Raw genomic sequence first — 20,925 nt, forward strand, 5'->3', positions numbered from 1 at the left:
GTCGAGGACCCCTATGGCGCCGCGGCGGGTGCCGATGCGGTCGTCCTGCTGACCGAGTGGAACGAGTTCCGCGGCCTCGACCTGACCCAGATCGCGCGCGCCATGGCCGCACCGCGGATGGCCGACCTGCGCAACGTCTACCCGCCCGAGGATGTCCGCGGTGCGGGGTTCGAGGCTTACGTGGCCGTGGGGCGACCGGGCTGGACTCGTGTCAACGTGACAGAAGCGAAGCCAAATTCGATCTCCGATGAAGGCCCAGAACTCGTGACGCAGGAAGTTTGACCAGCCTGTGGTAGCCGGATAGGCGGTCTGGCGTATATTGCTATGCCGCTCTAACCCCACACATTGTACTCCGCCTGTTCCAGATACCGCGCCAGCACGTTCACGCTCTTCCAGCCGCCGGCGCGCATGATCGCCGCGGTATCGTGGCCTGCGCGGAGTAGGTCTTGCGCCGCACCGACCCGCATCGAGTGTCCGCTGAATTCCCCGACGACACTTGCGTCCAGCCCGGCGTCACGGGCGGATGACTTGATGAGGCGTTTAACCGTTGTGGTGCTGAGGGCGCGGTCGATGGGTTTCTCCTGGTAGATCGCGCAGAAGAGCGGCGTAATTTCCATGCCGCGAAACGCCAGCCACTCCTCCAGAAGATCCGCCGACCGGCGTGAGCTGAAGGCGATGCGTCCTTCGCCGAACGGGTCGGCCTTGCTGCGCCGGATCAGGACGCGCAGCGTTCCGTCGCTTCGCCAGACCACGTCGTCGGTGCGAAGCGCGACCAGTTCCGACCGCCGGGTCAGCAGGTCGTAACCGAGCGAGAGCATCGCGCGGTTTCGCAGACCCCAGGGCGTGTCGGGCTGCACCTCCAGAAACCTCTCCAGGAAGTCCCGGGTCAGGCCCTTGGCCTGCTTCGGGCGCGCGTGCTTGGCCCGGCGGACCCGCCGCAGGCTGAGATTGATGTCTTCGGCCTGGGTCGGGTCGGGCAAGTCCAGAAGGCGGTGGATCTTGCGGATCGCGTAGAGCCGTCGGCGCACCGTTGAGGGGGCGTGCAGGGGGCCCTGGTCCTCGAGGAAGGCGCAAACCGTGGCGGTGTCGGCCGGGAAGGGTGCGATCCCTTGGCCGTCGCACCAATGCACGAACACCTCGACATCGGAGCGATAACTACGCATTGTAGCCGGCGCGTAGGCGCCTTCGAGGCGTTGGAATTCGGATTGCCAGCCGTGATTCATCGTGCCTTGTGTCATACGCGTATTATGATAAATTATTTGTCATAATGCAAGACGTGCCCCTCACCGGACGGCAAATTCGCGCGGCGCGTGGCGCCCTGAACTGGTCCGTGCAGGAGCTGGCCGACCGGACAGGCGTCGGCACCGCGACAATCGTGCGCTACGAGGTGGCGGAGGGCGTCCCGAAATCCCGCAAGGGCAATCTTGCTGCAATAAGGCGCGCCCTCGAAGCCGCCGGGATCGAGTTCATCGGCGCGCCGGACGACCGGCCCGGGCTCCGTATCGGAGTACCGCCCCGCCAGCCCTGACCGTGCGCCTGTCGCAGTAACCTCGCAAAGCCCCCGACATCTTGCGCTGACCTTGATGGCAACCGCATCATCGGCTAAGGTCGTCCCGAAGAGTGCATGATGTCCTCTCCGTCTCGAACGCAATCCCGAGAGGAGAAACATCATGACCAAGCCCCCGTCGACGACTCCAGCCCCTGCCGACATCCTCGTTGAGACGCCGGAGTACCGGTCCGGGTCGCACCTGCCGACCGTCCCCGCCGCGCCCGGCGAGCGGGCACTCGACGCGGACTACATCAGGCGCCTCGTCCATGCGCAATTCGCGCCGGACTCGCCCTTCGAGGAATTGCTGGTCGAGGAAATCGCCGATCTCACGCGGCGGATGCGCCAGGATGAACATCGGATCGGCCGCATCCTGCGCGCGCGCATGCGCGATATCGTCGAGGCCGAGCTCTATCGCAGCAACGCGAACATCCCCGATCCGCGTGACCGGGATGGCCCGCGCCAGCGGGCACTGTCGAATGCCTGGGCCTACGGGTCGCCGGAGGACAGGCTGCAGGCCGAGGCGATCATCACCGCCTGCGGCATCGAGATCGAGGCGGTCGAAGCGCGCGCCTGGATCGCGTCGGCCAAGGCGCTCGATCAGCTCGACCGCCAGATCGCGGCCAACCGCAGGCAGCGCGCCAGGGCGATAGAGGATCTCGAGGCGCTGCGCGCACGCGGCAAACAGCAGGCGATCCCCGATGCCGAGGAGGTTTCCTGATGACGAGTGCTCGGAAGCTGGCGGCGAACAGGGCCAACGCGTCCAGATCTACCGGCCCGCGCAGCGCCGCGGGCAAGGCCCGGTCCGCCGGCAATGCGCGCCGGCATGGCGTCTTCGCCAGGGAGGCGCTGGCCGCGCGGAAGGCCGTCATCATCCGGACCGCCCTCGAACCGGAGCACGCCGGGCCCCTGATGGCGATCGATCCCGCGCTCCGGGACGAGCTTGCCCTGGCCCTCGCCCGGCTCGAAATCGTCCGCGCGGCCGAAGCCCGAGCGGAGCACGCACTCGACGCCGGGATCGCGAGCGCAGTGCACGAGGACAAGGACGAGGAAGAAGACGCTCTTGGCGCGGCGCTCGAGGAAACGCGGCGCCTTTCCCGGTATCGCGCCGAGGCGTCTAGCAGTCTTCACCGGGCCTTGCGCCGGCTCGTCTCGATGCGGGAGGACTCCTGATGGCGCGCCGGAAGGTCTCCCTCAGCCCAGAAGAACAGGATCGCCTGTTCGAAGGCTATGTCCGGTCTCTCGATCTGGCCCAGCTCAAGCCTCGGCGCGAGCAATTCGCCCGGGCCTTCGCCATAGGGTTCGACGGTCCCGCAGCCGCGCGCGAAGCCGGCTATGGGCGCTTCTCCGACCGGGTCTGGCCGGTGCTCCTTGCCCGGCCGGAGATCCAGGCGCGGCTGCGCGCGCTGCGCCTGAGCGTGGAACACGCGCCCGCGACGCGGGAAGAGTTCGTTTCGGCGTTGTGGCGCCAAGGTTTCGCGGATCTGTCGAACCTTTTCGTGCCGGATCCCGAAACCGGGGGCCTTCGCCTCGACGTGACACGGGCACGCCCGGACCAGCTCGGCCTGCTCGATTTCGAGGAAAAGACCGTGGTCCGCGACGGCCAGGTCACCCGCACCCTCTGCATCTCGATGCAGAACCGAATCGAGATCCTGAAGCTGCTCGCACGACATTTCGGGGTGGGCGCGGAGAGCCCCTCCGACGACAGGAAAGACGAGCTTCTGACGGCGGCGGCGCGCGCGATGTGCGCCCACGCGCAAAGGCTCGAACCGGGTGTGTTTCAAGTCTCGGAAGATGAGTTCCACTCGTATCGTACGGCCAGCGAGGTCTGAGTGCGCGCTGTCGACCGATCTGCCGAAACGAACCCACCAGCCTGTCCCGGGAATGATCCCCCGGAGACGGGCGCGACCCGGCGCGGGCAAAGGATGCGCGACCCGGGCATCGTCTCACACGAAGCGCAAGCAAGCGCTTCCCACAACGAAGCCAGAGCCGTCACCTCACGAGCCGAAGCCAGGTCGATCCCAGGCGCTGCACCGCGGGACCCCGCTTCTCTCGGGAATGTGACGGGATCTCTCCGGTCGGGCAACAGGCACCGGCCACGGCGCGGCGCGACGTCCGGGGCCGCATGTGGCCCGCCACCAGCATCCGACGGAAACCGGCGCGCCCGCGTCATCTCGCGCAGGCCGCCTCCGAGTGGACAGCACGGGACGCCGAGCGAGGAGGCGTTTCCCGGAACGAAGCCAGTGCCGCGGAGCGATGCCGTGAGACACGCGCGCCCCCGCTCGTCGTTCTGCAGCGTGACCCGCGCGGTCGCACCTCCCGCAGGCGTGCGGCCCGACCATGGCGCCCGTGACCCCGATCATGCCCCCGGGGTGCAAAGCTCGCGCGATCAAGCCGCGGCTCTGGCGCCACCCACGCCCGCCGAAATCGTCGCGCGCAAGGGCGTGCGCGCGAGCCTTCGCGACGAGATCGTGCGGGCGGAGGATCTACGCCTGCCGGGCGCCCGATCGCGGCCCTCCCGAAGCGCCCGGCCTCGACGGCGGGCACCTCATCCGCGGTCATCCGGTTCCCGGCCTTCCGACCTCCCCGAATGCCCGGGCTGTCCTCACTCGGGCTGACGCTGCGCGGCGTGAGGCCCTGTATTTTCGGGAATTGCCCTGGTGTCCTTCTCTCTGATCGCGGCTGACCGGCATTGCCAGGCGGCCCCGCCGGACCCCGCGCCTGGCACGCGGCGCGTCCGGGGTGTCGTCCCCGAAGGCCCGATAAAATCCCATCTCGAACGCGCACGACTGGGCAGGTCGGAGCCCCCTGTCCTGCACCAGGGCACGCCCGCGACGCCGCCGCTGCAAGCAGCGCCCCGGTTTCGAGGCGGTCGCCGCGCCCATGACAGCCGGGGGCGATCCGTATGCGGCCGCCTCCGCCTTCAGCGCCTCGGCCCGGTCCAGCCGCGCGCAGGGCGGGTCCGTCCTCGTCCGGGTCGCGGCTTTTCATCTCGGTGCCGATGCGGAACCGCTCGAAGAGAGAGGTCCGCCCGTTTCGGTGCCGCGTCTCGACCGTTCCGGCAAAGACCGAGACGCGTTCGTCGAGCTGCAGCCGCAACAGGTCCTGGTAGGCCCCCTGCGCCGGTCGGGAGTGCGAACGACCTTGATCAGTTCCGAACGCTCGCCTGTGTGCATCAATAATGCAAGGGACACACAAAAGGGTAAGTGCGCGTCAGGAAAATCGTTGCTGCACACGCCATCCCCTGCACCTGACGCCAGGCACCGCCATCGCAACGCGGTCATGGGTTCAGCGATCTTCCGGCCGCGGTGGCTGCCGGAAATGGTGCTTGGCGCGATCGGCAATGGCGACTTGATCGAACTGGTCCTGCCCCTGGCCGGCCGGAGCAGGGAGTTTGCCGCTCTCCTGGCCGATGCGCTTGGGGCCGGGATGGTCGCGGCCCTCGGGATGGTCTTGCGCCAGGTCTGGGGTCCGCACTGACGCGCGGCAACATCGATCGCCAGGGCCCCGATCCGAACGGCCATTCACGTCTCACCCCTGCCGGCCCCGCGCGCCTTGTCCTTTCGGGCACTTGCGCTCCCCTGGCCAAGCCGGCAAAGCTGCCGCAAAAGGCAAGGACAAGACCGAAGGGGAGGACGACATGAAGAAACACCTGAAGGCCGCGGCGGCGGCCCTGCTCCTGGCCTCGGCCGGCCCTGCGCTGGCGGAGTATCCGGAACGCGAGGTTCTGGGCGTGGTGATGTGGGGCGCGGGCGGGGCGACCGATACGGTGGCGCGCGCGGTGAACCCCGCCGCCGAAGAGGCGCTAGGCAAGCCCATCGTGGTGCTGAACAAGTCGGGCGCAGCGGGCGCGATTTCCACGGCCTTCGTCAACGCGGCGCCGGCCGATGGCTACACGCTGCTCTACGGGGCCGAGAACCCGCAGCTGCACGGCGTGATGGGCGTTTCCAAACTGGATTACAGCGCCTTCTACCCGGTCAACATCCTCGGGCGCGGGGTCGCCGTGATCGTCGTGCCCGCGGACTCGAAATACCAGACGCTGGCCGAGCTTTTGGACGATATCGCGGCCGATCCGGGCGCGGTCAAGATGGGCTCGACCGGGCCGGGCGGCCTGCCCTCGACCATTGGCGCGCTGATCGCCAATGCCGCCGCGTTCGAGGTCACCGCGATCCCCTTCGACGGCGAGGGCCCCGGCCTGACCGCGATGCTGGGCGGCGAGGTCGATTTCATGCCGTCGGGCATCTCGGCGGCGGCCGAACAGATCAAGGCGGGCAACATGCGGGCGCTGGCAGTGGTCAACCAGACTCCGGTCGACATCCTGCCCGGCGTGCCGCCGATCACCGACACCCTGCCCGAGATGGAGCGCTTCCTGCCCTGGGGGCCGTTCTACGGGGTGTTCGTGCGCGACGAGGTGCCCGACGAGATCAAGGCGAAACTCGTCGAGGTCTACGCGGGCGCGGCGCAGGATCCCGGGTTCCTGGACCTGATGGCGAACCGCGGCAACGTGGTGATGAACATCTCGGGCGACGAGGCGGAGGCGTTCCTGACCAAGTGGCAGCAGGTCACGACCTGGGTGTTGCAGGACACCGGGGCCGCCAAGGTCAGCCCCGAGGACCTGGGCATTCCGCGCCCGTGATCCCCTGTCCGGCGCACGCCCCTGCGGCCGCGCCGGGCCAGCCCCGCCCCGCGCGTTGAAACCGCCTTCCGATCTCCGCCCCGGCGAACGTGTCTTCGCCCTTGCCCTGCTTGGCGTCAGCCTGCTGGCATTTCAGCAGGCCTATGGCATCTCGGGCTTTTCCGGGCTGACCACCGGCGGGGTGATCCCGATGCTGGCCGCCGGGGTGATGGTCGTCAGCGGGCTGGTCATCCTGCGCGACGCGCTGGCTCGGCCCCGACCCGCGCGCCCCTCGTTGCGCGAAACACTCAGGTTTCTCGTCCCGCCGCAACTGGTCCTGTTCGTGGCGCTACTCGTGGCCTACGGGGCGGCGATCCCCGGGCTGGGCTTCCTGCCGGCCTCGGGCGTCTTCCTGTTCCTGTCGATCTGGATGCTCTGGCGGCGCGGCGTGCTGTGGGCGGCGGGTATCACCGCGCTGTCCGTCACAGGCGTCTACGTGGTTTTCCGCCTTGTCTTCCAGGTGGTCCTGCCCTCCGGCACGGTCTGGCCATGATCGAGGCGCTGGGTTTCTTCGCGACCTCCTGGATCGATCCCTCGCTCCTGGTGTTGACGGCGCTGGGGACGCTGGCGGGCATCTATGTGGGCGCCATCCCGGGCCTGTCGGTCACCATGGCGGTGTCGATCCTGATCTCGTTTACCTTCAAATGGGAGGTGAACGCAGCCCTTGCGCTGATCGCCGGGGTCTATGTCGGCGGGGTCTACGGGGGCGCGCGCAGCGCGATCCTGTTGAACATCCCCGGCGCGCCGAGCGCCATCGCCACGGCGCTCGACGGCTATCCGCTGGCCCGCAAGGGGCTGGCGGGCGAGGCGATCGGGCTGTCCACGGTGATGTCGGTGATCGGCGGGCTGATCGGCGTGCTGGCGCTGGCACTCGCCGCGCCTGCGATTTCCGATATCGCGCTGCAATTCAACTCGCGCGACTACATGCTGCTTGGGATCATCGGCATCCTGCTGGTCGGCACGCTGTCGGGCGAAAGTTTTGCCAAGGGCGCCTTCGCGGGCGCATTGGGGGTGCTGGTCGGCATGGTCGGGCTCGACCCGATGACGGCCGAGGCGCGGTTTACCTACGGCTCGATCGACCTGATGGGCGGCATTCCCTACATCGTGGCGATGATCGGTTTCTTCGGCGTGGCCGAGGCGCTGGTCCAGCTCGAAAACGTCGGCAAGACGGCCGTCCGACAAGCCATCTCACGCATCGTGCCCGCCTGGCGCGACGTGCGGCGCTACCTGCGCGTGGGCCTGCGGGCCTCGGGGATCGGCACGCTGATCGGGGCCTTGCCCGGCACCGGCGGGGATATCGCGGCTCTGCTGGCCTATGACGACGCGCGGCGCAGCACCAAGCACCCCGAAACCCCGTTCGGCCAGGGCGCGAAAGAGGGGCTGATCGCCCCCGAGGCCGCCAACAACGCCGCGGTCGGCGGCGCCTTCATCCCGATGCTGACGCTGGGCATTCCGGGCGACGCGGTTACCGCGATCATCATCGGTGCGCTTTTCATCCACGGGTTGAAGCCCGGCCCGCTCCTGCTGAGCGAAACACCGCACCTGTTCTGGTTCATGGTCGGCAACCTGACGCTGGCCAACCTGTTCCTGCTGGTCTTCGGGCTGACCGGCGTGCGCATCTTCACCCGCATCGTGGAATGCCCGCGCGCGATCCTGTTTCCGCTGATCGTGGTGCTGTCGGCGGTGGGCGCCTACGCGATCCAGAACAACCCGGTCCATATCTACTGGACACTCGGCTTTGGCGTGCTGGGCTACCTTCTCAAGAAATACGGCTTCCAGGTCGCCCCGATCATCCTGGGCGTGATCCTGGGACCGATGATCGACGCGAACTACCGCCGCGCGATGATCGGCGCGCGAGAAGACCTGGGCCAGTTCCTGCTGGATTTCGTGACGCATCCGATCTCCTGCATCCTCAGCCTCGCGCTGATCCTGATGCTGCTGGCCCAGACCCCGGCCTGGCGCTGGCTGCGTGTCCGTCTTGGACGGGCGAGCGGTTCCGGTTAGCCCCCTCGATCACGGCGCCCCCCGAAATTATCCCATATTTTGCGCGCCTCTTGATCCGGATGGCGATATAGGCCAGCCTCCAATACCAAAGCGCATGATGTGCTCTCCAACTCGAAATAAGTTCCTGAGTGGAGAGAGATCATGACAAATTCCTCATCGGTAACCCGTTCCGCAACCGGCGCGCTGCCCGACGCGGCCGCTTGGCCGTCTGGCATGGACCTACTCACCGTCCCCGCGGCACCGGGCGGAGCCCCGGTCCAGGCCGACACCATCCGCCAGATGATGCATGCGCCACTCGCCCCGAAAACGGCCTTCGAGGAATTGCTCGTCGAGGAAATCGCCGATCTGACGCGGCGGATGCGCCAGGATGAATACCGGATCGGCCGCATCCTGCGCACGCAGATGCGCGATCTGATCGAGAGCGAGCTTTATCGCGGCCACGCCACCCTTCCCGAACAGGCGGGCTCTGTTGGCAGCCCCCAACGGGCGCTGGCCGAGGCCGTCCTGGCCGCCTGCGGAATCGAGATCGAAGCGATCGAAACCCGCGCCTGGCTCGCGTCGTCCCGGGCGATCGACCAGTTCGATCGCCAGATCGCCGGCAACCGCCGCCAGCGCACCAAGGCGATCGAGGATCTCGAGGCGCTTCGGACCCGCGCACGGCAGGCTGCGATCCCCGACGCCGAGGAGATCTCGGAATGACCAGCCCCAGCAAACAGGCGACGAACCGGGCCAACGCAGCCCGGTCGACTGGGCCGCGCTCGAGCCGCGCTGCGCCGGGGCGGTGATGGAGACGGACCCGCTGCTGCGCGATGAGCTCGCGCTTGCGCTGGCCCGGCTCGAGATCATCCGCGCGGCCGAGGCCCGGGCGGACTCCGCGCTCGATGCCGCGATTGAGGCCGACGCCGGGGACGGCCGGAGCAGTTGGCCATGCTCGATGTCGAGGAAAAGACCGTGCTGCGCGATGGGCAGGTCACGCGGACGACCCGCATCTCGACCCCGAAACAGGGACCGTTCCTGAACCTGCTTGCGGCGCATTTCGGGGTGCGGGCAGAAAGGGCGCGCGCCTGGAACAACCGATGTCGGGTCCCTGCCTCTCATCCGCCGTCGTCCGCCCTCTTCCCCCCTCTTCCGGCACCAAACGCCCGATAAAGCCGGACCGCTTGTGGACGCAGCGGCATCAAACCATTCGATCCAATGGGCGACCTCATGGCCGGATCACGGGTCGTCAGGAAACCCTGAGCAGTCGTCGCGGCGGACGGAACAAGCGGCCAAAGACCCGGCGGTCCACATCAGCAGTGTTGTCAGACTGTGCACGGCAAGGGCCGGGTGCACGGGGAGGGGGTCAATCGAACGGGTCGTCATCACCCGCGCGCGCACGCAATGCGTCGACACAACGGCCCAGCGCACGGATCGACGCGTTCGAGCCGGAAAGCGTGTAGCTGTAAAGGTTTTCGCCCGCGCCATTACGCAGGTGGAGGGTCATGCCATCGGCGATCTGGCCCAGGAACTGCAGGCTGACATCGTCACTGGGCAGGCTGAAGAACACCGCGTTCCGGAACATGTCGGCGCCACCAAGGGTCCATTCCTCCCGGGTGTCGACCTGCACCTCGACGTCGGACATGGTTTCGCCGAAGGCCCAGCCGGGCGAGTAGAATTGCAGGCTGATCGGACGCGAGCCATCCGCCCAGATCGAAAACGCAGCCTCGCCCAATTGAACCAGTGCCACGCACATCGGCGCGCCGCTTTCGAACACCACGCCGCGCACTTCCCAGGCGCGATGCGCGTAGAGCACCTGCGATTTGGGCTGTGCGGCGGCTATGCCCTGGCCGCAGGACATGATCGCAGCCGCGCCGATCATGGTCGCAATCGCTTTGGAAGATGTCCGCATGCTTTGCCCCGTCGTTCCGCGTATCGGCGAAATGTCGCCGAATCTTGTGGCAGAAGAATGGCGGGGATGGGGATCAATCCGACCATTCCCATGGCGTGGTGAAATTGCCCAGCACCGCGCGCACGGCGTCCTCGTCCGTGCCCTCGGGGCGGTCCAGTCGGGCGACCAGGCCACGCTTGCGGTCCTCGGCGACCTCGTGCACGCGCGCCGCAAGCCCCGCCTCGGTCAGCGCGGCGTCATAGACCCGCCGAATCGCGCGCTTGCGCAGCTCGGGCTTGAACACCTTGCCGACCGCGGTCTTGGGCAACTCGTCCAGGATCTCGATATGCTTGGGGATCGCGGCGCGTTCGTGGATATGCACCCTGGCATAGTCCAGCAGGTCGCCGGGCGTGGCGGTGGCGTCCTGCACCAGTTCGACATAGGCGCAGGGCAGTTCGCCCGCAAAGGCGTCGGGCTGGCCGATCGCGCCGACGAAGGCCACGTCGCGGTGGCCGGCCAGCGCCTGCTCGATCTCGGCGGGGTCGATGTTGTGGCCGCCGCGGATGATGATGTCCTTGGCCCGGCCGGTGATGTAGAGATAGCCGTCGGCGTCGATCCGGCCCAGGTCGCCCGTGCGCAGGAACCGCCCCTCGGCATAAAGGCCAAGGTTCTTGGACGCGTCCGTATAGGTCGCCCCGTCCAGCACGCCCGGGTTGGCCACGCAGATCTCGCCCACCTCGTCGATGTCGCATTCCGCGATCACGTTGCCCTCGGCGTCACATTTCAGGATGCGCACATCGGTGTAGGGAAACGGAATGCCGACCGAGCCGATCTTCTTGCTGCCCTCGGGCGGGTTGATCGACACGAGGCAAGTCGCCTCGGTCAGGCCGTAGCCCTCGCAGATGGTGACGCCGGTCGCCTTTTCGAACCGGTTGTACAGCTCGATCGGCAGCGGTGCCGAGCCCGAGAAGGCATAGCGCAGCGTCGAGACATCGGCATCGACCTTGCGCTGCATCAATGCGGCGATAGCGGTGGGCACGGTGATGACGAAGGTCACGCCCCAGCGTTCGATCAGCTTCCAGAAGTTGTCGAACACCCCCTCGCCGCGATAGCCCGCGGGCGTCGGCAGCACGACATGCGCCCCCGCCGCGATCACCGACATCAGCACCGGGTAGGCCGCGAAGACATGGAACAGCGGCAAGGGGCAGATCAGCGTGTCGGTCTCGGTGAACAGCAGGCGCCGCCCCAGCCAGCCGTTATAGACCATGCCCGAGACCTTGTGCTGGGCGACCTTGGGCAGGCCGGTGGTGCCCCCGGTGTGGAAATAGGCCGCCACCCGGTCGTCGGAATGATCCTCGAAGTCCAGCCGGTCGGCCCGCTCCTTCGCCAGTTCCTTGTGGAAATCCAGCAGGTCGGCGTGGTGGTTGTCGGGGTTTTTCGGCCGGATCAGCGGCACGATCAGCTTCTTGACGCCGGTCAGGTAACGCAGCAGGTCGACTTCCAGAACGGTATCGACGTTCGGCGCGTGGCGCACCGCCTCGGCGACCTTCTGGCCGACATCGGTCTTGGGAAAGGTCCTGAGCGTGACCACGACCTTTGCGTTGGTCTCGCGCAGGATCGCGGCGATGGTCTCGGCCTCGAGAAGCGGGTTGATCGGGTTGACGATCCCGGCCACCGCCCCGCCCAGCAACGTCACCGCCGTCTCGGTGCAATTGGGCAGGACATAGGCCACCACGTCATCCTCGCCGATCCCCAGCCTGCGGAACAGGTTCGCGGCCTGGGTCACGCGGGCGTGGAACTCCGCCCAGCTGAGTGTCTCGGCCCGGGCCTTGGGGTCGGACAACAGCTGGAAGGACAGCGCGGGGCGGTCGGGATGGGCCCGCGCCGTCGCGCTGACGAATTCGTAGACGCTGCGCGGAAGCGCGCGCCCATGCCATTCGGATTCCGCCTCGATCGCGTCGCGATCGGCGCGTGAGGCAAAGCCGGCCATCGGTCGTCCTCCCCGGGGCCCGTTCGAACCGGGCCTTCCCTTCCTGTCGAAAGGCGAGGATGGCGGCAAAAGGCGCCCGCTGCAAGATGTCGCGCGCCCCCTGCAACGCCACGTCAGACATGCCGCCCGCAGCGGGCGCGGGCCGGGTCAGTCCTGCGGGATGCGCAGCACCTGGCCGGGATAGATCTTGTCGGGATCACTCAGCATCGGCTTGTTGGCCTCGAAGATCTCGGTATAGCGCGCGCCATTGCCCAGCGTTTTCTCGGCGATCTTCCAAAGCGAGTCACCCTTGACGACAGTGTGGAACACCGGGTCCGCGCCGCCTGCCGCGTCCTCGACCTCGGCCACGCCCTCGATATTGCCGACGGCCAGCATGACCTTTTCCTTGGCCTCCTGGCTTTTCGGCGTGCCCTTGACCTTGACCTTGTCGCCCTCGACCTCGATCTCCAGCCCTTCGGCATCAAGGCCGAGATCGGCGATTTCCTTTTGCAGGTCTTCGGCGCTGGGGGCCTCGGCGGCCTCGGCCCGGCCGGTCAGCTTCTTGCCTGCGTCTTTCACGAATTTCCACAAACCCATCGGTATTCTCCTCCACAATCATCGTTAACGATGCCGAAGGTTAGACCGGGTTTTTGCGACAAGGAAACGAAAACGAGGCCGCTCAGGCGGCGCTTTCGATGCCGTCGGTGAATTGCAGCCGCGCGAGCCGGGCGTAAAGCCCACCCTGGGCGACCAGCGCCTCGTGCGTGCCCTCGGCCACGATCCGGCCCTCGTCGAACACCAGGATGCGGTCGGCCTTTTTCACCGTGGCCAACCGGTGCGCCACGATCAGCGTGGTGCGGTTGGCGGCCATCTCGTCGACGGCGTGCTGCACCGCGCGTTCCGATTCCGCGTCCAGCGCCGAGGTCGCCTCGTCCAGCAGCAGCACCGGCGCGTCGCGCAGGATCGCGCGGGCAATCGCGATGCGCTGTTTCTGCCCGCCCGACAGCATGATGCCGCGTTCGCCCACAAAGGTGTCATAGCCGTCGGGCAGCGCGGCCAGGAAATCATGCGCCGCGGCGGCGCTGGCGGCGGCCTCGACCTCGTGATCGGTCGCCTCGGGCCGGCCGAAGCGGATGTTCTCGCGCGCGGTGGCGGCGAAGATCACCGGGTCTTGCGGCACCAGCGCGATATGGTGGCGGAAGGTGGCGCGGGTGGTGTCGCGCAGGTCCACGCCGTCCAGAAGGATACGGCCCTCCTGCGGGTCGTAGAAGCGCAGCAAGAGCTGGATGATGGTGGACTTGCCCGCGCCCGAGGGGCCGACCAGCGCCACCGTCTCGCCCGGTTTCACATGCAGGTCGATCCCGTCAAGCGCGGCGATTCCGGGGCGCGAGGGATAGGAGAAACGCACCCCCTCGAAGCGGATATCACCCCGTGCACGGCCGGGCAGCGGCACGGGCCGGGCTGGGTCGGTGACACTGTCCTCGGCGGTGAGCAGTTCGACCAGCCGCTCGGTCGCGCCGGCGGCGCGCTGCAATTCGCCCCAGATCTCGGTCATCGCGCCCACGGCGCCCGCGACCATCACCGAATAGATCACGAACTGGACCAGTTCGCCCACGGTCATCGCGTCGGCGCGGACGTCGCGCGCGCCCACCCAAAGCACGCCGACGATCCCGGCGAAGACCAGGAAGATCACGATCGCCGTCATAACCGCCCGCGTGCCGACCCGTTGCTTGGCCGCGACAAAGCTTTTCTCGGTCACGTCGTGGAACGTGCCCCGGCTGGCCGCCTCGTGGGTGAAGGCCTGCACGGTCTGCACCGCCAGAAGCGCCTCGGAGGCATTGCCCGAGGAGGCCGCGATCCAGTCCTGGTTCTCGCGGCTCAGGCGCCGCAGCCGCCGGCCCAGCAGGACGATGGGCACGATCACCGCCGGCACCAGGATCAGCACCGCGCTGGTCAGCTTGGGCGAGGTGGCCAGCATCAGCACCAGCCCGCCGAAGAAGATCAGCACGTTGCGCAGGGCGACCGACACCGAAGAGCCGATCACCGACAGGATCAGCGTGGTATCGGTGGTGATCCGGCTAAGCACCTCGCCGGTCATCACCTTTTCGTAGAAGGCCGGGCTCATCCCGATCATGCGGTCGAACACGGCGGTGCGGATATCGGCCACCACCCGTTCGCCCAGCCGCGTCACCAGATAATAGCGCAGCGCCGTGCCCAGCGCGAGCAGCCCCGCGATTCCCAGGGCGGCGGCGAAATAGCTGTCCAGCAGCGCCGCGGCCTCGGTCTCGAAGGCATCGACCACCCGGCGCACCGCCATCGGCAGCACCAGCGACACCGCCGCGGTCAGCACCAGCACGGTCAGCGCCGCGGCCAGCATGGGCCGGTAGGGCGTGACGAACGGCCAAAGCGCCCTCAGCGCCCCGATGCGTTTCGATTTCTCGCGGTCTTCGTCCACCTTCGCCCTGGGCGGCATCGGTCTCTCCTGCGTATCCCGGCCTGTTGTAGGGCCGGGCGCCGGGGACAACAAGCCGCAGGCGCCGATTTCACGGCGCCGTGCACGGTCACAAGGGTGAAACTGGAGCGGGTAGACGGAATCGAACCGACATAGCCTGCTTGGAAGGCAGGGGCTTTACCATTAAGCTATACCCGCGTTGACCCGTCACTAGGACACGGCCACGCGCCGGTCAAGCGGCATGTCGCGGACCGTCGCGGGCAATCAGGCCTGGCGCGCCGACTCGGCGGCGATCCGGGCGATGTCGTCGCGGCGCAATCCCAGGTCATCCAGTTCACGGTCGCTGAGTGCCGACAATTCCCGGAAGGTCGCGCGCCGCAGCGCATATTCCCGGACCCAGGCTTTCAGGGTGGCAGCCATCAGGGCCAGTTTCCCGGCAACGCCACCGCGGGTCGTGAACACACCGGTCACGAAAGCCATCTCGTCTCTCCATTATCTGAGGTTGAGGCCATGAGATAGCGACTTTCTGCACCCGCACAATCGACGGCGCAGCATTGCCGTCATGCAGCATCCGCATGCCCCGCCGTTCAACCGCCGGTCAGGCCTCAATTGGTTCGATCAACTCGGGGCCAGCGGCGCGGTTCGAGTTCACCGCCGGGTCCACCCGGTGAAAGACCAGCGCGTCCTCGGCCGCCGGCCGCATCAGCACCGCCGCCCCATGCCCCGCCTCGCCCAGCCAAAGCGGCCAGTCGTCGGGTTCGACGATCACCGGCATCCGGTGATGGATCGCGGCCATCGGGGCGTTCGCATCGGTGGTGACGATGGCGCAGGTGGCCAGGTGCTGGCCGTCACGTTCCCAGTCCTGCCAGATCGCGGCAAAGGCGATGGGCGCCCCGTCCGCGCGCCGGATATACCAGGGCAGCTTGGCGCCATCGTCATCCGTGCGCCATTCGTAGAACCCCGAAGCCGGCACGATACAGCGCCGGTGCCGGGCCGCATCGGCGAAGGCGGGCTTTCGCGCGATGCTGTCGGCGCGCGCGTTGATGAGCAGCGGGCCATCGGTGGGCGACTTGTACCACCGCGGCACGAAGCCCCAGCGCATCGGGCGCAACCGGCGCGTGCCGTCCTCGCTGGTGACGGTGGCCACGGGAGTGGTGGGGCAGACGTTGTAATTCGGCCCCTCGGGCAGGTCGTTGGCGGGCACCGCCCCGAACAGGCGCGCCATGGCATCCGTCGGCAGGGTGATCGCGAAACGTCCGCACATGGGCGTGGGCCCTTCAGAGGATGTCGAGGATCGCCTCGGGCGGGCGGCCAAGGGCGGCGCGGTTCCCGGCAAAGACGATGGGCCGTTCGATCAGCGCCGGGTGCGCGGCCATCGCGGCCAGCAACGTTTCGTCGTCATCGTCGCGGGCCAGGCCGAGATCGCGGAACAGCTTGTCCTTGGGGCGCATCATGGCGATCACGGGCAACCCCAATGCATCGCGGGCGGCGCGCAGCTCGGCCAGGCTGGGCGGCGCGTCGAGATAGCGGCGCACCACGGGCGAGATCCCGCGCGCTTCCAGCAGGGCCAGCGCCGCGCGCGACTTCGAACAGCGCGGGTTGTGCCAGATGGTGACGCCGCTCATGTCCAGTCCTCCCGGCCGGTGCCCACCGCCTGGGCCACGGAGTCAAAGCCGTCGCGGGCCAGCAAGCCGTCCAGCCCGCGCACGATCTCGCCCACCAGGCCAAGCCCGCCATAGACCAGCGCGGTATACAACTGCACCGCCGAGGCCCCCGCGCGGATCTTGGCATAGGCGTCTTCGGCCGAACCGATGCCCCCCACCCCGATCAGCGGCAGGCGGCCCTCGGTCACAGTCGAAAGCCGCGCCAGCACCCGCGTCGAACGCGCGAAAAGCGGCGCGCCCGACAGCCCGCCCGCCTGGGCGGCATGGCGGCTTTTCAGCCCGGCGCGCGCCAGCGTGGTGTTGGTGGCGACGATCCCCGACAGCCCGGACTCCAGCGCCACCTGCGCGATCTCGTCGATCTCGGCATCGCTCAGGTCCGGGGCGATCTTGAGGAAGACCGGGATCGGCCGGGGCAGTTCGGCCCGCGCCGCCATCACGCCGGCCAGCAGCGCCGAGAGCGCCGCCTTGCCCTGCAGGTCGCGCAGTTTCTCGGTATTGGGCGACGAGACGTTGACGGTCGCGAAATCCACATGCGCGCCGCAATGGGCCAGCACGGCGGCGAAATCGGCGGCGCGGTCGGCGCTGTCCTTGTTCGCGCCGAGGTTCAGCCCCACCACCGCGCCCGCGGGCCGGGCGGCCAGCCGCGCGCCGATCGCCACCATGCCCTGATTGTTGAAGCCGAAGCGGTTGATCGCGGCGCGGTCCTCGGGCAGGCGGAACAGCCGCGGGCGCGGGTTGCCGGGCTGGGGCCGCGGCGTCGCCGCGCCCACCTCGACGAAGCCGAAGCCCGCGCGCGACAGCGGCGCCAGCGCCTCGGCGTTCTTGTCGAACCCGGCGGCCAGCCCCACCGGGTTGGGCAGGCTGAGCCCCGCCACCTCGGTCGCAAGCCGGGGCGAGGTGATCGGCCCGGGCAGCGGCAGCAGCCCCGATTTCAGCGCGGCCAGCGACAGGGCATGCGCCCGCTCGGGGTCGATCCGGTGCAGCACCGCAAGCCCGGCGCGGTCCAGCGGCGTCATACCACGCCCTCGGGGAAGATGTGGCCCGTGGCCCCCAGCGGCAGAGACTTGTCCCAGACCAGGTCCGCCGCGGTCAGGTCGCGGTAAAGATGCGGGAACAGCGCGCCACCGCGCGAGGGTTCCCATTTCAGCGCCGCGCCCAGGCGGTCGGCCTCGACCGCGACCAGGACCAGGTCGCTTTCCCCGGCGAAATGCTTTTCGGCGGTGCCGGTCACCTGTTCGGCGGTGGACAGGTGGATGAACCCATCGGCCAAGTCCACCTGCGCCCCGGCGGTGCGGCCGGCGGCGCGGAACGCGTCCCATTCGGCCCTGCGGAAGATCTTGTAGATCAGCATGGCGTCTCCCTTGCCAACTGCCGTGGCCGCGGTCAAGCGCGCTGCGGACGCGACGGCAGCGCGCTGGACCTTTGACAGACCCCTGCGGGCGCGCCAATCTTTCCGGCATCAACCAACAGGGGATTCACCATGACAAGGCGCTTTCTTTCCGCGGCGGCCGTGCTGGCGCTTACGGCAGGCATGGCCCAGGCAGAGTATTCGCTGACGATCCTGCACACCAACGATTTCCACGCCCGGTTCGAGCCGATCTCGAAATACGACTCGGGCTGCTCGGAAGAGGACAACCAGGCCGGCGAGTGCTTTGGCGGGTCGGCCCGGCTGGTGACGGCGCTGGACGCGGCCAAGGCGCGGACCAACAATTTCATCCTGGTCGATGGCGGCGACCAGTTCCAGGGCACGCTGTTCTACACCTATTACAAGGGCAAGGTCGCGGCCGAGATGATGAACAAGATGGGCTATGACGCGATGACCGTGGGCAACCACGAATTCGACGACGGCCCCGAGGTTCTGCGTGGCTTCGTCGATGCCGTGGACTTCCCGATCCTGATGTCGAATGCCGACATCTCGGGCGAGGAACAGCTGGCCGGCGCGATCCGGAAATCGGTGGTGATCGAGCGCGGCGGCGAGAAACTGGGCCTGATCGGGCTGACGCCGCAGGACACCGACGAGCTGGCCAGCCCCGGGCCGAACGTCATCTTCACCGACCCGGTGGGCGCCGTGCAGGCCGAGGTCGACAAGCTGACCGCCGAGGGGGTGAACAAGATCATCGTGCTGTCCCATTCGGGCTATGAGACCGACAAGGTGATCGCGGCCGAAACCACCGGCGTCGACGTGATCGTGGGCGGGCATTCGCACACGCTTCTGTCCAACACCGACGACCGCGCGGCCGGCCCCTACCCCACGATGGTGGGCCAAACCGCCATCGTGCAGGCCTATGGCTATGGCAAGTTCCTGGGCGAGTTGAACGTCACCTTTGACGACGCGGGCGTGGTGACCGCGGCGGTGGGCGATCCGCTGGTGATGGATGCCGCCGTCGCCGAGGACGAGGCCACCAAGGCGCGGATCGGCGAACTGGCCCAGCCGCTCGACGAAATCCGCCAGAAGGTGGTGGCCGAGGCCGCCGAGGCCATCGAGGGCGACCGCACGGTCTGCCGCGCGATGGAATGCCCGATGGGCAACCTGGTGGCCGACGCGATGCTGGACCGGGTGCGCGACCAGGGCATCCAGATCGCGATCCAGAACGGCGGGGGCCTGCGCGCGTCCATCGACGCGGGACCGGTGACGATGGGCGAGGTGCTGACCGTGCTGCCGTTCCAGAACACGCTTTCGACCTTCCATGTCTCGGGGCAGACCGTGCTGGAGGCGCTGGAAAACGGGCTGAGCCAGGTCGAAGAGGGCGCGGGCCGCTTCCCGCAGGTGGCCGGGCTGAAATTCACCTGGGATCCGGCGGCGGAGCCGGGCGCGCGGGTGACATCGGCCGAGGTGATGGAGGACGGCGCCTGGGTGCCGCTCGATGCGGCCAAGACCTATGGCGTGGTCTCGAACAACTACGTGCGCAACGGCGGCGACGGCTACAAGATGTTCGTGGACGCGCAGGACGTCTACGATTTCGGCCCCGATCTCGCCGATGTGACGGCCGCGTTCCTGGCCGACAACGCGCCCTACACGCCCTACACGGACGGGCGGATCACCGCGGCTGAATAGACCGCTTCATCGATCGGGTTTTGCCGCGCCGGGGGCCGACGCCCCCGGCGATACCGGCCGATCGGGCTGCGGCGGACCTTTCCGCAAAGACATTCGTTCAATCCGTGAAACCGCGCCCAAGGGCACGGCTCGGCGCCGCGGTAAATCCTCGGATTCGCAATATCGAACCACGAGATCACCCCCGGCGCGCGCCCCTTGACCCCGTCAATGCCCCGGCAACCCGGTTCCGAGACGACCCGCAGCACGCATCGCTACGCTCGCCTGCCCTGGTCCGAACCCGCCCCCCCTCTGTGCCCAGACTGCGCCGCCCACGCGGGCCGGACGCTTCAGCCAGCCACGCCCCGCCCGACCTCTGACACCCACGCTCGTTCAGGACCGCGCCGCCCCCTTGCCAGCCCAAGTCGCCCGGCGTATCGCTTGTCCATGCGCAACGACGCTTTTCCCTTGCCATGACACCCCGGCCCGGCTTCGAGATCGGCGGTCAGACCCTCGCCCCCGGCGCCCGGCGCACCGTCGATCTGCCGGTTTCGGTCCTGTCCGATCACACCCCCGTCACCATGTCCGCCCACGTGATCCACGGCCGGCGCAAGGGGCCCGTGGTCTTCGTCACCGCCGGCATCCACGGCGACGAGGTCATCGGCGTCGAGATCGTCCGGCGGCTGCTGAACCTGCCCGCGCTGCGCTCGCTCGCCGGCACCCTGATCGCGATTCCCATCGTCAACGCCTTCGGCTTCCTGAACCTGTCGCGCTACCTGCCCGACCGGCGCGACCTGAACCGTTGCTTCCCGGGCTCGGCCGAAGGCTCGATGGCCGCACGCCTGGCCCATCTCCTGACCGAAGAGGTGGTCGCGCGCGCCGACCTGGGCATCGACCTGCACTCCGCCGCGATCCACCGCACCAACCTGCCGCAGGTCCGCGTCTCCCCCGGGGACGAGGAACTGATGCGCCTGGCGCGCGTCTTCGCCGCACCCGTCGTGCTGCGATCGGACCTGCGCGAGGGATCGCTGCGCGACACGGCGCGGGCGATGGGCGTGGGCATGCTGCTCTACGAGGCGGGCGAGGGACTCCGGTTCGACGAAACCGCCGTCCGCGCGGGCGTCGCGGGCATACTGCGCGTGCTGCATGACCGCGGCATGATCGCGGCCAAGGGGGTGCCGCGCGCGCGCAGGGCGCCGCTGGTCTGCCGCGCCTCGCGCTGGTTGCGCGCCCCCCAGGGGGGCCTTCTGCGCACCTACCGAAGCGAGGGGGACGTTGTCGACAAGGGGGACATCCTCGCCGTCGTCTCCGACCCGTTCGGCGAGATCGAAACCCAGATCACGGCCCCCGAACATGGCATCATTCTGGGCCGTGCGGTGCTGCCGGTGGTGAACGAGGGCAACGCCGTCTTCCACCTCGCCGCCATCGCGCCCTCGGATCGGGCAGGCGACCGGATCGGCGCCTGGAATGCCGAACTCGAAGCCGAAAGGCTCTTCGACGAGGACGAGATCCTCTAGCAGGCCGGCCTGTCCCTTCTTCTGGCCGAAAATATCCCGGGGGGGTCGGGGGGCAGCGCCCCCCCGGCCGGGGGGGGGGGGGGCGGGGCCCCCCCCCCCCCCCCCCAAAAAAAAAAAAAAACCCCCCCACCCCCCCCCCCCCACCCCCCCCGGGGGCGCGCCCCCCCCCACGCCGCCCCCCCCCCAACGACACACAAAAA

At 68.3% G+C, this 20,925-nt stretch carries 22 protein-coding genes and 1 tRNA gene; 12 read left to right on the forward strand and 11 right to left on the reverse strand.

Going from position 1 to position 20,925, the window contains the following annotated elements:
• The coding region (locus EV662_RS08985) for a UDP binding domain-containing protein (RefSeq protein ID WP_279533250.1) at positions 1-282 on the forward strand (282 nt) is incomplete at its 5' end.
• A gap of 50 nt (positions 283-332) precedes the next feature.
• Here EV662_RS08985 and EV662_RS08990 read toward each other — a convergent pair.
• A complete protein-coding gene (locus EV662_RS08990; protein WP_165915564.1) occupies positions 333-1,223 on the reverse strand; it encodes a tyrosine-type recombinase/integrase in 891 nt (296 codons plus the stop codon).
• Positions 1,224-1,267: 44 nt separating this feature from the next.
• Here EV662_RS08990 and EV662_RS08995 point away from each other — a divergent pair, with 44 nt between their 5' ends.
• From EV662_RS08995 to EV662_RS09040, 9 genes are all read left to right on the forward strand, one after another.
• Positions 1,268-1,528 (forward strand): helix-turn-helix domain-containing protein, encoded by a 261-nt coding sequence (locus EV662_RS08995; RefSeq protein WP_132461837.1) that lies wholly within the window; start codon positions 1,268-1,270, stop codon positions 1,526-1,528.
• Positions 1,529-1,670: 142 nt separating this feature from the next.
• Positions 1,671-2,267, forward strand: a complete 597-nt coding sequence (locus tag EV662_RS09000; RefSeq protein ID WP_132461838.1) for a hypothetical protein — start codon at positions 1,671-1,673, stop codon at positions 2,265-2,267.
• A complete protein-coding gene (locus tag EV662_RS09005) occupies positions 2,267-2,719 on the forward strand; it encodes a hypothetical protein (protein WP_132461839.1) in 453 nt (150 codons plus the stop codon). Before EV662_RS09000 ends, EV662_RS09005 begins: the two co-directional genes overlap by 1 nt.
• Positions 2,719-3,378 (forward strand): terminase small subunit, encoded by a 660-nt coding sequence (locus tag EV662_RS09010; RefSeq protein ID WP_132461840.1) that lies wholly within the window; start codon positions 2,719-2,721, stop codon positions 3,376-3,378. The genes EV662_RS09005 and EV662_RS09010 overlap by 1 nt, the downstream gene beginning before the upstream one ends.
• A gap of 1,051 nt (positions 3,379-4,429) precedes the next feature.
• On the forward strand, positions 4,430-5,026 hold the full coding sequence (locus EV662_RS19525) for a hypothetical protein (protein WP_165915565.1): 597 nt from the start codon (positions 4,430-4,432) through the stop codon (positions 5,024-5,026).
• A 160-nt stretch (positions 5,027-5,186) separates the two neighbouring features.
• Positions 5,187-6,182: a tripartite tricarboxylate transporter substrate binding protein gene (locus EV662_RS09025; RefSeq protein WP_132461842.1), complete on the forward strand. Its 996-nt coding sequence runs from the start codon at positions 5,187-5,189 to the stop codon at positions 6,180-6,182.
• Between the two features lie 55 nt (positions 6,183-6,237).
• Complete coding sequence (locus EV662_RS09030; RefSeq protein WP_165915566.1) at positions 6,238-6,714, forward strand: tripartite tricarboxylate transporter TctB family protein; 477 nt, start codon at positions 6,238-6,240, stop codon at positions 6,712-6,714.
• Complete coding sequence (locus EV662_RS09035; RefSeq protein WP_132461844.1) at positions 6,711-8,225, forward strand: tripartite tricarboxylate transporter permease; 1,515 nt, start codon at positions 6,711-6,713, stop codon at positions 8,223-8,225. The genes EV662_RS09030 and EV662_RS09035 overlap by 4 nt, the downstream gene beginning before the upstream one ends.
• A gap of 141 nt (positions 8,226-8,366) precedes the next feature.
• Positions 8,367-8,924: a hypothetical protein gene (locus EV662_RS09040; RefSeq protein ID WP_132461845.1), complete on the forward strand. Its 558-nt coding sequence runs from the start codon at positions 8,367-8,369 to the stop codon at positions 8,922-8,924.
• A gap of 643 nt (positions 8,925-9,567) precedes the next feature.
• On the opposite strand, the gene EV662_RS09045 is transcribed toward EV662_RS09040, so the two are convergent.
• The 10 genes from EV662_RS09045 to EV662_RS09090 form a co-directional block, all read right to left on the reverse strand.
• Positions 9,568-10,113: a hypothetical protein gene (locus tag EV662_RS09045; protein WP_132461846.1), complete on the reverse strand. Its 546-nt coding sequence runs from the start codon at positions 10,111-10,113 to the stop codon at positions 9,568-9,570.
• 73 nt (positions 10,114-10,186) lie between these two features.
• Positions 10,187-12,082: an acyl-CoA synthetase gene (locus tag EV662_RS09050; protein ID WP_132461847.1), complete on the reverse strand. Its 1,896-nt coding sequence runs from the start codon at positions 12,080-12,082 to the stop codon at positions 10,187-10,189.
• A 147-nt stretch (positions 12,083-12,229) separates the two neighbouring features.
• On the reverse strand, positions 12,230-12,658 hold the full coding sequence (lysM, locus tag EV662_RS09055) for a peptidoglycan-binding protein LysM (RefSeq protein WP_132461848.1): 429 nt from the start codon (positions 12,656-12,658) through the stop codon (positions 12,230-12,232).
• 82 nt (positions 12,659-12,740) lie between these two features.
• On the reverse strand, positions 12,741-14,534 hold the full coding sequence (locus tag EV662_RS09060) for an ABC transporter transmembrane domain-containing protein (RefSeq protein WP_165915567.1): 1,794 nt from the start codon (positions 14,532-14,534) through the stop codon (positions 12,741-12,743).
• Positions 14,535-14,637: 103 nt separating this feature from the next.
• Positions 14,638-14,711: transfer RNA gene (locus EV662_RS09065), tRNA-Gly, on the reverse strand.
• A 66-nt stretch (positions 14,712-14,777) separates the two neighbouring features.
• Positions 14,778-14,993: a DUF1127 domain-containing protein gene (locus EV662_RS09070; RefSeq protein WP_132461849.1), complete on the reverse strand. Its 216-nt coding sequence runs from the start codon at positions 14,991-14,993 to the stop codon at positions 14,778-14,780.
• Between the two features lie 118 nt (positions 14,994-15,111).
• Positions 15,112-15,777 carry an SOS response-associated peptidase gene (locus EV662_RS09075; RefSeq protein WP_132461850.1) on the reverse strand — a complete coding sequence of 222 codons (666 nt, stop codon included), beginning with the start codon at positions 15,775-15,777 and terminating at the stop codon, positions 15,112-15,114.
• Between the two features lie 13 nt (positions 15,778-15,790).
• Positions 15,791-16,138, reverse strand: coding sequence for an arsenate reductase (glutaredoxin) (gene arsC, locus EV662_RS09080; RefSeq protein ID WP_132461851.1), 348 nt, complete (start codon positions 16,136-16,138; stop codon positions 15,791-15,793).
• Positions 16,135-17,193: a quinone-dependent dihydroorotate dehydrogenase gene (locus EV662_RS09085; RefSeq protein ID WP_132461852.1), complete on the reverse strand. Its 1,059-nt coding sequence runs from the start codon at positions 17,191-17,193 to the stop codon at positions 16,135-16,137. The genes arsC and EV662_RS09085 overlap by 4 nt, the downstream gene beginning before the upstream one ends.
• Positions 17,190-17,528 carry a DUF952 domain-containing protein gene (locus EV662_RS09090; RefSeq protein ID WP_132461853.1) on the reverse strand — a complete coding sequence of 113 codons (339 nt, stop codon included), beginning with the start codon at positions 17,526-17,528 and terminating at the stop codon, positions 17,190-17,192. The genes EV662_RS09085 and EV662_RS09090 overlap by 4 nt, the downstream gene beginning before the upstream one ends.
• A 129-nt stretch (positions 17,529-17,657) precedes the next feature.
• Here EV662_RS09090 and EV662_RS09095 point away from each other — a divergent pair, with 129 nt between their 5' ends.
• The gene (locus tag EV662_RS09095; RefSeq protein WP_132461854.1) at positions 17,658-19,232 is read left to right on the forward strand and encodes a bifunctional metallophosphatase/5'-nucleotidase; all 1,575 of its coding nucleotides are present in this window, start codon (positions 17,658-17,660) and stop codon (positions 19,230-19,232) included.
• A gap of 449 nt (positions 19,233-19,681) precedes the next feature.
• On the forward strand, positions 19,682-20,725 hold the full coding sequence (locus EV662_RS09100) for a succinylglutamate desuccinylase/aspartoacylase family protein (protein WP_132461855.1): 1,044 nt from the start codon (positions 19,682-19,684) through the stop codon (positions 20,723-20,725).
• Positions 20,726-20,925 lie beyond the last annotated feature (200 nt).

Origin of the sequence: Rhodovulum marinum, assembly GCF_004343075.1 — a bacterium.
Taxonomy (GTDB): domain Bacteria; phylum Pseudomonadota; class Alphaproteobacteria; order Rhodobacterales; family Rhodobacteraceae; genus Rhodovulum; species Rhodovulum marinum.